11 protein-coding genes are annotated in these 11,821 nt (G+C 71.9%); 3 read left to right on the forward strand and 8 right to left on the reverse strand.

Annotation, left to right across the window (positions count from 1 at the left end; all coding sequences use genetic code 11):
- Positions 1-6 precede the first annotated feature (6 nt).
- The 5 genes from C6Y14_RS39425 to rimP form a co-directional block, all read right to left on the reverse strand.
- Positions 7-303 carry a DUF503 domain-containing protein gene (locus tag C6Y14_RS39425; protein WP_107021736.1) on the reverse strand — a complete coding sequence of 99 codons (297 nt, stop codon included), beginning with the start codon at positions 301-303 and terminating at the stop codon, positions 7-9.
- Positions 304-675: 372 nt separating this feature from the next.
- Positions 676-3,867 (reverse strand): translation initiation factor IF-2, encoded by a 3,192-nt coding sequence (gene infB, locus C6Y14_RS39430; protein WP_107021737.1) that lies wholly within the window; start codon positions 3,865-3,867, stop codon positions 676-678.
- 146 nt (positions 3,868-4,013) lie between these two features.
- A complete protein-coding gene (locus tag C6Y14_RS39435) occupies positions 4,014-4,310 on the reverse strand; it encodes a YlxR family protein (RefSeq protein WP_107021738.1) in 297 nt (98 codons plus the stop codon).
- Positions 4,311-4,434: 124 nt separating this feature from the next.
- A complete protein-coding gene (gene nusA, locus C6Y14_RS39440) occupies positions 4,435-5,517 on the reverse strand; it encodes a transcription termination factor NusA (protein ID WP_107021739.1) in 1,083 nt (360 codons plus the stop codon).
- Between the two features lie 2 nt (positions 5,518-5,519).
- On the reverse strand, positions 5,520-6,035 hold the full coding sequence (rimP, locus tag C6Y14_RS39445; RefSeq protein WP_107021740.1) for a ribosome maturation factor RimP: 516 nt from the start codon (positions 6,033-6,035) through the stop codon (positions 5,520-5,522).
- A 207-nt stretch (positions 6,036-6,242) separates the two neighbouring features.
- Between rimP and C6Y14_RS39450 the strand changes: the two genes are divergently transcribed.
- Genes C6Y14_RS39450 through C6Y14_RS39460 form a run of 3 tightly spaced genes read left to right on the forward strand, consistent with a single transcriptional unit; the run spans position 6,243 to position 8,250 of the window.
- Complete coding sequence (locus C6Y14_RS39450; protein WP_107021741.1) at positions 6,243-6,797, forward strand: hypothetical protein; 555 nt, start codon at positions 6,243-6,245, stop codon at positions 6,795-6,797.
- Entirely contained in the window at positions 6,794-7,303 is a 510-nt protein-coding gene (locus C6Y14_RS39455; protein ID WP_107021742.1) for a ferritin-like domain-containing protein, read from the forward strand. The genes C6Y14_RS39450 and C6Y14_RS39455 overlap by 4 nt, the downstream gene beginning before the upstream one ends.
- 53 nt (positions 7,304-7,356) lie before the next feature.
- A complete protein-coding gene (locus C6Y14_RS39460) occupies positions 7,357-8,250 on the forward strand; it encodes an aminoglycoside phosphotransferase family protein (RefSeq protein ID WP_107021743.1) in 894 nt (297 codons plus the stop codon).
- Between the two features lie 112 nt (positions 8,251-8,362).
- Here the strand turns inward: C6Y14_RS39460 and C6Y14_RS39465 are convergent, their stop codons facing one another.
- The 3 genes from C6Y14_RS39465 to C6Y14_RS39475 form a co-directional block, all read right to left on the reverse strand.
- Entirely contained in the window at positions 8,363-10,057 is a 1,695-nt protein-coding gene (locus C6Y14_RS39465) for a proline--tRNA ligase (protein ID WP_107021744.1), read from the reverse strand.
- A gap of 150 nt (positions 10,058-10,207) precedes the next feature.
- Positions 10,208-10,795: a GNAT family N-acetyltransferase gene (locus C6Y14_RS39470; RefSeq protein WP_107021745.1), complete on the reverse strand. Its 588-nt coding sequence runs from the start codon at positions 10,793-10,795 to the stop codon at positions 10,208-10,210.
- Between the two features lie 130 nt (positions 10,796-10,925).
- Positions 10,926-11,774 (reverse strand): GNAT family N-acetyltransferase, encoded by an 849-nt coding sequence (locus C6Y14_RS39475; RefSeq protein ID WP_107021823.1) that lies wholly within the window; start codon positions 11,772-11,774, stop codon positions 10,926-10,928.
- Positions 11,775-11,821: the final 47 nt, after the last annotated feature.

Genomic DNA, 11,821 nt, shown 5'->3' on the forward strand with positions numbered 1-11,821 from the left:
GCACGCTCATTCGTCGTCTTCCCCGTGCAGCCGCCGTCGCACCGACAGCAGCTCCACCTCGGGGCGTGCCGCGACCAGGCGCTCGCACCGGTCGAGTACGTCGGTCAGGTGACCGGTGTCCCCGGAGACCACCGCGAGTCCGATGACGGCCCTGCGGTGGAGGTCCATGTGCTCCACCTCCGCCGCGCTCACCGCGTGCTTGCGGATGAGTTCGGCCACGATCGGGCGGACGACGGAGCGTTTCTCCTTCAGCGACCGTACGTCGCCGAGGAGGAGATCGAAGGACAGAGTCCCCACGTACATGTGTGTTCCGGATGTCCCGCCGGGTCGGGGTAGGTGGCCCGGCCAGGCTCCTGCCGGGGCACTTCGAACGGTACCCCGAACCTCCGGTGGCGCTCGACGGGGTTTTCGCCCCCGCCGCCCCTACCCTTCCCGTCACTGACTCGGGGGCGCTGCCCCCGAACCCCCGGTCCTCAAACGCCGGACGGGCTGGATTTCCAGCCCGTCCGGCGTTTGAGGACGAGCGCGAAGCGCGATACGGGGGGCGAGGGGGCGCAGCCCCCATGCAGTGACGGGAAGGGTAGGGGCGGCGGGGGCGGAAAACCCCGTGGGGGTCGGCCCGCAGGAACTAGTTCCTGTGAGCCAACCCCACACGGTCAAGCCAAGCCGCAGGCGCTACGCGCGCGGCTTCTCGCGCATCTCGTACGTCGCGATGACGTCGTCGATCTTGATGTCGTTGAAGTTGCCGAGGTTGATACCGCCCTCGAACCCTTCGCGGATCTCGGTGACATCGTCCTTGAAGCGACGCAGACCGGAGATGTTGAGGCTCTCCGCGATGACCTTGCCATCGCGCAGCAACCGCGCCTTCGTGTTGCGCTTGACCTCGCCGGAGCGAACAAGCACACCGGCGATGTTGCCCAGCTTGGACGAGCGGAAGACCTCGCGGATCTCCGCCGTACCGAGCTCGACCTCTTCGTACTCCGGCTTGAGCATGCCCTTGAGGGCCGCTTCGATCTCCTCGATGGCCTGGTAGATCACCGAGTAGTAGCGGACGTCGACGCCCTCGCGCTCCGCCATCTGCGCCGCGCGGCCCGCAGCGCGGACGTTGAAGCCGATGACGATGGCGTCGGATCCGGTCGCCAGGTCGATGTCCGACTCGGTGACCGCACCCACACCGCGGTGCAGGACACGGATGTCGACCTCTTCACCGACGTCGAGCTGGAGCAGCGAGGACTCAAGAGCCTCCACCGAACCGGACGCGTCGCCCTTGATGATGAGGTTGAGTTCCTGCACCAGACCGGCCTTGAGGGCCTCGTCCAGGTTCTCCAGGGAGAACCGGACTCCGCGCCGGGCGAAGTTGGCGTTGCGCTCGCGCGCCGCGCGCTTCTCGGCGATCTGGCGTGCCGTGCGGTCCTCGTCGACGACGAGGAAGTTGTCGCCGGCGCCCGGGACGTTGGTGAGACCGAGGACGAGGACCGGGGTCGAGGGACCCGCCTCTTCCACGTTCTCGCCCTTGTCGTCGAGCATCGCGCGGACACGGCCGTATGCGTCGCCGACCACCATGGTGTCGCCGACCCGCAGGGTGCCTCGCTGGACCAGGACGGTCGCCACGGCACCACGGCCGCGGTCGAGGTGGGACTCGATCGCAATACCCTGCGCGTCCTGCTCCGGGTTGGCCCGCAGGTCGAGCGAGGCGTCCGCGGTGAGGACCACGGCCTCCAGCAGGCTCTCGATGTTGAGGCCCTGCTTGGCGGAGATGTCGACGAACATGGTGTCGCCGCCGTACTCCTCGGCCACCAGACCGAACTCGGTGAGCTGACCGCGCACCTTGGTCGGGTCGGCACCCTCGACGTCGATCTTGTTGACCGCGACCACGATCGGCACACCGGCCGCCTTGGCGTGGTTCAGCGCCTCGATCGTCTGGGGCATCACACCGTCGTTGGCCGCCACCACGAGGATCGCGATGTCGGTCGACTTCGCACCACGTGCACGCATGGCGGTGAACGCCTCGTGACCCGGGGTGTCGATGAAGGTGATGCGCCGCTCTTCCTCGTTGACGAGGGTCGCGACCTGGTAGGCACCGATGTGCTGGGTGATGCCACCGGCCTCGCCCGCGACGACGTTCGTCTTGCGGATGGTGTCGAGAAGGCGGGTCTTACCGTGGTCGACGTGACCCATGACGGTCACGACCGGCGGACGCGCGACGAGGAACTCCTCGCCACCCTCGTCCTCGCCGAACTCGATGTCGAAGGACTCCAGAAGCTCGCGGTCCTCCTCCTCGGGGCTGACGATCTCAAGGACGAAGTTCATCTCGTCCGCGAGGAGCTTCAGCGTCTCGTCGGAGACGGACTGCGTGGCAGTGACCATCTCGCCGAGGTTCATCATCACGCCGACGAGCGACGCCGGGTTGGCGCCGATCTTCTCGGCGAAGTCGGTGAGCGAGGCACCGCGCGACAGGCGGACGGACTGTCCGTTGCCGCGAGGCAGCATGACGCCGCCGACCGACGGGGCCTGCATGGCCTCGTACTCCTGGCGCCTCTGCCGCTTCGACTTGCGACCGCGACGCGCGGGACCACCGGGACGGCCGAAGGCGCCCTGTGTGCCTCCACGGCCACCGGGACCACCGGGACGACCGCCGAAGCCGGGACGGCCACCGCCGCCGCCACCGGGACCACCCGGACGGCCGGCGAAACCGCCGCCACCGCCACCGGGACCACCGGGACGACCCGCGAAGCCACCGCCGCCGCCACCGGGACCACCGGGACGGCCTGCGAAGCCGCCGCCACCGGGACGACCGCCACCGGCACCGCCGCCGGGACGACCTCCGCCGCCGGGACCGCGGCCACCGGGGCCACCGCCGCCGGGACGCGGGCCGGCAGCCGGACGCTGCGGCATCATGCCGGGGTTGGGACGGTTTCCGCCGGGACCGCCACCGGGACGCGGAGCGCCACCGGGACCACCCTGCGGACGGGGCATGCCGCCCGGAGTGGGACGGGCACCACCGGGACCGCCGCCGGGACGCGGGGCGCCGCCGGGGCCGCCCTGCGGACGGGGACCGCGGTCCTGGCCCGCGCCCTGGGGACGCGGAGCGCCGCCCGGAGCACCGGAACCACCGGGTCCGCCGGGGCCGGGACGTGCGCCGCCCGGACGGGGCGTCTGCGGACGTGCCATGCCGGTGGAGCCACCGGACGTGAACGGGTTGTTGCCGGGACGCGGTCCCGCGGGACGACCACCGGGACGCGTGCCCTGGCCGCCGGGACGCGGGGCACCCTGACGGTCACCGCGGTCGCTGCGCTCGGGACGCTCGCCACGGCCCTGACCGGGACCGCCCTGGCCGCCCTGTGCGGGGCCTGCCGGACGGACACCGGGCTTCGGGGCGCCGGGACGTGCACCGCTGCTCGGACGCGGGTTCGCGGCCGGGGCGGGGGTCACCGGAGCCGCGGGCGGCGCGGTGAACTCGGGGGCGGCCGGAGCCGGGGACGCCGGGACGGGCTTCGGCGCGGGCTTGGGGCCCGGCGTCGGACGCGTACCGGAGGCCGGGGCGGCGGGAGCCGCCGGGGCCGTGGTGTCCGCGGGCTTCTCCGCGGCGGCCGGCTTCGGGGCCGGCGGGCGCGGGGCGGCCGGACCCGGACGGGCGGCCTGCGCCGGTGAAGGCGCGCCGGGCCTGGCGGGCGCGGCCTTGCGCGGGGCGGGCTTGCCGCCGCCGTTGCCCTGCTGGAGGGCGTCGGTCAGTTTGCGTACTACGGGCGCCTCGATCGTCGAGGACGCCGAACGGACGAATTCACCGAGTTCTTGGAGCTTGGCCATGACGACCTTGCTCTCCACCCCGAACTCCTTGGCGAGTTCGTATACCCGGACCTTAGCCACTTCGCTCCTTTTAGGTCCGGGTTGCGTCCGGACCGTCGCTACTTCATGGGCGTACTCATCGCGTGCTCATCGAGTGCTCATCGCAATCTCGACCTACTTCCAACTCGCGGGGTACCAGGGCCGCACGGGGATCCGTGCGACACGTCTTACGGTGTTGCCTGCTCGGCAACTGTCTGCCGCTCGACGTACAGGCGCAACGCCTTTGTGTCGAGCTGACCCGGGGCACGCAGCGCCCGTGGGAACGCCCGGCGGCGGACCGCCAGGTCGAGACAGACCAGGGCGGGGTGTACATACGCACCCCGGCCGGGCAGCGTACCGCGAGGATCGGGGACACATTCACCCTCGACCACCACAGCACGCAGCAGATCGGTCTTGACCGCTCGCTCCCGACACCCCACACAGGTGCGTTCAGGGCATGCGCGGGCATGCGTCCGGTCAGACACGCTTAAGTCTACCTCCCTGCACCGACCTCACCCCTTTGGGGCAAGTATCGAACAGTTGCCGCGCATAAAACTGTCGTGAAACCGCCGTGATCCAAACCACTCGCGGCTCGGGTCTATTCCCGGGTCACTCCCCGGACCGGCCCTCGCGCCGGTCGTCACGGCGCTCGTCACGGCGGTCGTCACGCCGGTACTCGCGCCGCTCGCCGGACCCGTCGCCGCCGTCCTCACCGGTCTGCTCGGTGTCCGGGCGGATGTCGATGCGCCAGCCGGTCAGCCGGGCGGCGAGGCGGGCGTTCTGGCCCTCCTTGCCGATCGCCAGCGACAGCTGGTAGTCGGGGACCGTCACCCGGGCGGACCGGGCCGCGAGATCGACGACCTCGACCTTGGAGACCCGGGCCGGGGAGAGCGCGTTGCCCACCATGTCCGCGGGGTCGTCCGACCAGTCGACGATGTCGATCTTCTCGCCGTTCAGCTCGGCCATCACGTTGCGCACCCGGCCGCCCATCGGGCCGATGCAGGCGCCCTTGGCGTTGAGCCCCGACCGGGTGGACCGGACGGCGATCTTCGTGCGGTGGCCGGCCTCGCGGGCGATGGCGGCGATCTCGACGGACCCGTCGGCGATCTCCGGCACCTCCAGCGCGAAGAGCTTCTTGACCAGGTTCGGGTGCGTGCGGGAGAGCGTCACGGACGGACCGCGGACACCCTTCGCCACCCGGACGACGTACGACCGCAGCCGCATGCCGTGCTGGTACGACTCACCGGGGACCTGCTCCTGCACCGGCAGGATGGCCTCCAGCTTGCCGATGTCGACGAGCACGTTCTTCGGGTCGCGGCCCTGCTGGACGACACCGGTGACGATGTCGCCCTCCCGGCCCGCGTACTCGCCGAGCGTCGCGTCGTCCTCCGCGTCCCGCAGACGCTGCAGGATGACCTGCTTGGCGGTGGTGGCGGCGATCCGGCCGAAGTCCGACGGGGTGTCGTCGAACTCGCGTGCCTCCTGCCCCTCCTCCAGGTCGGCGGGGTCCTCCTTCGCCCACACGGTCACATGGCCGGTCTCCCGGTCGAGCTTCACGCGCGCGTGACGGCGGCTTCCCTCGGTGCGGTGGTAGGCGATGAGGAGGGCCGACTCGATCGCTTCGACCAGCAGGTCGAAGGAGATCTCCTTCTCCCGCACCAGGCCCCGCAGGGCACTCATGTCGATGTCCACGGCTACGCCTCCTCCTCTTCCATGTCCTTCTCGTCCTTCTTGTCCTTGCGGTTGAACTCGACCTGGACGCGCGCCTTGGCGATGTCCTCGAAGGCGAGCCGCCTGGCGGTGGGCTTGCGCCCCTTCACGCCGGGCACCTCCACGTCCACACCCTCGTCGTCGACCGTGATGATCCGCGCGATCAGCTCGTCACTGTCGCCCAGCTGGAACTTCACGAGTCGCCCGGTGGCACGTACGTAGTGGCGGTGTTCCTTCAGCTCGCGCTCGGCGCCGGGGGTTCCCACCTCAAGGGTGTACTCGCCCTGGCCCATGGCGTCGGTCTCGTCGAGCTTCGCCGAGAGCGCGCGGCTCACATCGGCGATGGCGTCGAGGTCGGCTCCTTCGTCGGAGTCGACGACGACACGCAGCACACGCTTACGGCCCACCGAGTCCACTTCGATCTCTTCGAGGTCGAGTCCCTGCGAGCTGACGAGCGGTTCCAGGAGCTCTCGCAGCCTCTCGCTCTGGGTGGTGCTCATCCGGGTGACTCCTCGGCCGCGTGTGCTGTTGTGGGTAGGTCGCGTGTCAGGTCAAAGGGTATCCGGTCCCAAGGGGTGTTGCCGTCCACCGTGTCCCGCCCGGCGACAGGGCGGCGCCGCTGGTGGGCCCCGGGGCGGTACGCGGGTACCGTGATCAAGGGTCTGCCGCCCACTTCGTTCGTACGAGCCCTGACGAGGACGTCTGCCGTGCCGTTCACCCTGCCGTCGCGCACCCCCTCGGGGCCGCGCCGAAGGAGCCTGCTCGCCGGGGCCGCCGGAGCCGCCGCCGGTTCCGCGCTGCTCGCCGGCTGCTCCGGCTCCGACTCCGCCTCCGGGACCACCAGCGGGAGTTCGTCCGCCGCCGCGCGGGCACGCGCGCGTGCGGCCCGCGACAGCGAACAGCTCGCGCGGCGGTACGAGGCCGTGCTCGCCGCGCATCCCGCGCTGGACGCCCGGCTGTCACCGCTGCTCGCGGAGGTCGTGCGACACGCCGAGGCGTTCGGCGGCGGCAAGCGGGCGAAACCTTCCGCCGGTGCTTCCGCGAGCGCTTCGAGCACCCCTTCTCCTGCCGCCTCCGCCTCCCCCGAGGTGCCGGCGACCGAGAAGGGAGCCCGCGGCGAACTCGCGGCGGCCGAGCGGGCGTTGGCGAACCGGCGGATGAAGGCCCTGCCGGACGTGCCGGGAGAGCTGGCCCGGCTGCTCGCCTCGGTGGCGGCGGCCGGCGCGGGGCACGCGTTCCTGCTGACGGAGGACAAGAAGTGAGCGGTTCCGGCAGGACTGGAGCGAGCGGGGCCCGAGCGAGGGCGGCCGCGAAGGCGTCGGCGGAGCTGACGGCCGCGCAGGCCGCGCTCGCCGCCGAGCACGCCGCCGTGTACGGCTACGGGGTCGTGGGCGCCCGTATCGACGAGGCACGGCGGACCGAGGCGCGGGCCGCCTACGACGCGCACCGCGCCCGCCGTGACGAGCTGGCCCGCACGGTGCGCGACCTGGGCGGCAGGCCGGGACCGGCGGCGGCGGCCTACAAGCTGCCCTTCACCGTCCCGGACGCGGAGTCCGCCCTGCGGCTCGCCGCCGAGCTGGAGGACCGCGTGGCCGGGGTGTACTCCGACCTCGTCCGGGCAGCCAAGGGCGACCGGCGGCAGGCCGCGGCACAGGCCTTGCGGGACGCAGCGGTGCGGGCGGTGCGCTGGCGCGGCGAGAGCGTAGCCTTCCCTGGTCTCGCCGAGCGGTCGGCCACCGCCACCGCGTCGGCGACACCGACCTCGTAACGCGCACGGAGACGCGTACAGGGGGGCCGTACACGGAAGGGAACTACGCGCGCATGGCTTTCGAACCGCCGCGGCGTCTGGTCAAGGCGCTCGGCGAGGCGGCACCGGGTGGTGACGACTGGCTGGCGAAGCTGCCCGAGGCGGCCGAGCGGGCGGTCGCGCTACGCGGGTCGACCGTGGAGCGTGTGCAGGTTCCCGGCGGGCGCGGCAGCCTGGTGATCCTGGTCCGGCTGGCGGACGGCACCCCCGCCGTACTGAAGCTGGCGCCGGACCGGGCCCGCCCGGAGAGCGAGCGGGCCGCGCTGGCGCACTGGGACGGCCTGGGCGCGGTGCGCCTCCTGGAGCCGGCCGGTACCGAGGGCGTACTGCTGCTCGAACGGCTGCATCCCGATGTGTCGGTGCGGTCGCTGCCGGAGGCCAAGTCGATGCTGGAGGCGGCCGGGACGCTGCGCCGGCTGTGGGTCGAGCCGCCTTCGGACCATGTGTTCGAGACGGTGGCCGAGCGGACCGGACGGCAGGCGGAGGCGATGCGGGCGGGCGCCGACGCGGAGGCTGTGCCGCTGGTCGACGCGGCCCTCTCGGTGCGTGCGGAACTGCTGGCGTCGCCGTCGCGGGCGCATCTGCTGCACGGCACCTTCCGCCAGAGCAAGGTCCTGGCCGGTGAACGCAGTCCCTGGCTGGCCGTCGGCCCCGACCCCGTGGTCGGCGAGTGCGCCTTCGACCTGGCCCGGCTGGTCCGCGACCGGGTCGAGGACCTGATCGCCTCGCCGTCCGGCGGCTCCACCACCCGCCGGCGGATCAAGCGGCTCGCGGAGTCCCTGGACCTGGACCAGGAACGGCTGCGCGGCTGGACCCTGTTCCGGGCCGTGGAGTCGGGCGTACGGGCCCGGCGGGTGGGCCGGCCGCGGGACGCCGAGCTGCTGCTGGAGTTCGCGGCGTGGCTGTGAGCGGCCGGGTGGTGCCACGTGGGGTGGTCGTCGGCTGTCGTGCGCGCGTTGTCGTGGGCTGAGCGCGCAGTTCCCCGCGCCCCTTGAGGGGCGGGGCGCGGGACTCCGCGTGCTATGCCGTGAGGCGGGCGATCGCCTCGTCCACGGTCAGTTCCTCGCGCTCGCCGGTGCGGCGGTCCTTCAGCTCCAGGACGCCCTCGGCGGAACGCCGGCCGGCCACCAGGATCTTCGGTACGCCGATGAGTTCGGCGTCGGTGAACTTCACACCGGGCGAGACACCCGCGCGGTCGTCCACGAGCACGCGCAGACCCACCGCGTTCAGCTTCTCCGAGACGTCCAGCGCCAGCTCGGTCTGGAGGGCCTTGCCCGCCGCGACGACGTGGACGTCGGCCGGGGCGATCTCGGCGGGCCAGACCAGGCCCTGCTCGTCGGCGTGCTGCTCGGCGAGCGCCGCGACCGCGCGCGAGACACCGATGCCGTACGAGCCCATGGTGACGCGGACGGGCTTGCCCTGCTTGCCGAGCACGTCGAGCTGGAGGGCGTCGGCGTACTTGCGGCCGAGCTGGAAGATGTGGCCGATCTCGATGGCGCGGTCCAGCTTGAGGCCGGTGCCGCAGGCGGGGCAGGGGTCGCCCTCGCGCACGACGACCACATCCACGTACTCGTCGACCTCGAAGTCACGGCCCGCGACGACGTTCTTCGCGTGCACGCCGTCCTGGTTGGCGCCGGTGATCCAGGCGGTGCCGGGGGCGACGCGCGGGTCGGCGAGGTAGCGGACCTTCTCCAGGCCCTGCGGGCCGACATAGCCGCGTACGAGGTCGTCGCGGCCCGTGAAGTCCTCGGCCGTGACCAGTTCGACGGGGGCGGGGGCGAAGTGCGCCTCCACCTTGTCCAGGTCGACCTCGCGGTCACCGGGAACGCCGACCGCCACGATCTCGCCGGCCACCTTGACCAGGAGGTTCTTCAGCGTGGCGGAGGCGGGGACCGCCAGGTACGCGGCGAGCGTCTCGATGGTCGGGGTCTCGGGGGTGGGGATCTCCTCCAGGGCGGGGACCCCGGCCGCGTCGACCGGCTTCAGCGCGTACGTGACCGCCTCGGTGTTGGCGGCGTAGTCGCAGTTCGGACAGTCGGCGAAGGTGTCCTCGCCGGCCGCGGCCGGGGCGAGGAACTCCTCGGACTTGGAGCCGCCCATGGCGCCCGCGGTGGCGGCGCAGATGCGGTAGTCGAGACCGAGACGCGCGAAGATCTTCTGGTACGCGGCGCGGTGCAGGGCGTACGACTCGGCGAGGCCCTCGTCCTCCGTGTCGAAGGAGTACGAGTCCTTCATCAGGAACTCGCGGCCGCGCAGGATGCCGGCGCGGGGGCGGGCCTCGTCGCGGTACTTGTTCTGGATCTGGTAGAGGATGACGGGCAGGTCCTTGTAGGACGTGCACTGGTCCTTGACCAGGAGGGTGAAGATCTCCTCGTGGGTCGGGCCGAGGAGGTAGTCGCCGCCCTTGCGGTCGTTGAGACGGAACAGCTCGGGGCCGTACTCCTCCCAGCGGCCGGTCGCCTCGTAGGGCTCCTTCGGCAGCAGGGCGGGGAGAGTGACCTCCTGGGCGCCGATGGCGTCCATCTCCTCGCGGACGACCCGTTCGACGTTGGCCAGCACCTTCTTGCCGAGCGGCAGCCAGGACCACAGACCGGCGGCGGTCCTGCGGACGTAGCCGGCGCGCACCAGGAGCTTGTGGCTGAGCACCTCGGCGTCGGCCGGATCGTCGCGCAGTGTCTTGACCATCAAACGGGACATGCGCTGGACCTGGGCCATGGTTCTCGACTCCTGCTGCGTAAGGGTGGTGCTTGGAGGTTAGCCGGGTGCCTGCCGTCGCCGGAAATCCGTTTCGGCGGCAGCCGTGGCGGACGGGGGTCCGGTGAGGGCCCGGCCCAAGCTCCGGCGCGAGGTCCGGCCCGGGGTCCGTCAGCGGCGTCTGAGGGGCAGCGGGGCGCCCATCACCACGTACGGCTTCGGGGCGCTGGGGAACAGGACCCGGACGACCAGGTCCTCGTAACCGAGCGAGCGGTACAGGCCGCGGGCCGGGCTCTCCTTGTCGATCGCGGAGAGGATCGAGCGCGGTTCGGCGGCACTGTCCGTGATCGTGGTGATCAGGGCGCGGCCCACCCCGCGGTTCTGGAAGTCCGGGTGGACGTGCAGTTCGGTGATCACGAAGGAGTCGTCCAGCCAGCCGTCGTGGTCCCGCCCGCGCAGATAGGGCTCGACGACGGTGGACCACCAGTGCGCGCGGTCGTTGGGCATGCCGTAGACGAACCCGGCGAGCCGTCCGCCGACGGTGGTCGCGCCGAGCGCGCGAGCGCCGGGGAAGGTGAGGTGGCGGAGCACGATCTGGCGTCGTACGGCGATCTCGTCCGCGCCGAGCCCGAAGGCCACGGCCTGGACGTTCAGCGCCTCGTCGACACGGGTGGCCAGGTCCAGGGGGCCGATGACGATGTCGTCGGGCGTGAGGGGGCCCTGACCGGGCTGACCGGGCTGACCGGGGAAGCGCAGCATGTGCGGAGACTACCTGGGGGTCTCCACTGTATGGGCCCGCCCCTGGCTGTCGTCTTGTCGGGTGCGGGCTGGATGTGGCTGGTCGCGCCGTTCCTCGCGCCCCTGAAAGGGGCTGCGCCCCTCCAGGGGCTCAGAACAGGACGCTCATGAATGCGCCTATTTCCTGGAAGCCGGTTCTGCGGTAGGTGGCTCGGGCCGCTGTGTTGTAGTCGTTGACGTAGAGGCTCACCAGGGGGGCCACGTCCGCGAGGGCGTAGCGCAGGACCGCCGCCATGCCGGGGGCCGCGTATCCCTGGCCGCGGTACTCGGGGGCGACCCAGACGCCCTGGATCTGGCAGGCCTGGTTGGTCGCGGCGCCGATCTCCGCTTTGAAGACGACCCGGCCGTCGCGGTCGACGCGGGCGAACGAGCGCCCCGAGCCGACGAGTTCGGCGACCCGCGCCTGGTAGAGCAGGCCTCCGTCGCCCGCGAGCGGGGAGACGCCGACCTCCTCCGTGAACATCGCCACGCACGCCGGCATGATCGTCTCCATCTCGTCCTTGCGGATGCGACGGACGTACGGGTCCGGGGGGATGTCGGCGGGGAGCCGGTCGGCGACCATCAGGGGCTGGTGCGGCCTGACCTCACGGGCGGGGCCCCAGTTCGGTTCGAGGAGGCGCCAGAGCTGGGCCGTGGCGTCGGAGGGGCCGACGATGGAGGAGCAGCGACGGCCTGCCCTGCGGGCGCGGTCCGCGAAGGCGCGTACGGCGCGGGGGGTGGCGCAGATCGGGACGAGGTTGGCGCCCGCGTAGCAGAGGGACGTGAGCATGCCGTCCTCGTACCAGCCCCACATCTCGCCGCCCAGGCGCCAGGGGTCCAGGCCGGCGACCTGTACACGGGAGGTCACGAAGGCGTTCGCCACCGGCTCGCGGTCGAGGACGGCGAGCGCGGCGTCCAGGTCACTCGGTTCGAGGACTCTGGTGGTCGTCTGCGTCAACACGTGCGGGGCCTTCACCATCAGGTCTGCTGATCTCCGCACTGTACCTG

The organism is Streptomyces dioscori, assembly GCF_003024195.1.
GTDB lineage: Bacteria > Actinomycetota > Actinomycetes > Streptomycetales > Streptomycetaceae > Streptomyces > Streptomyces dioscori.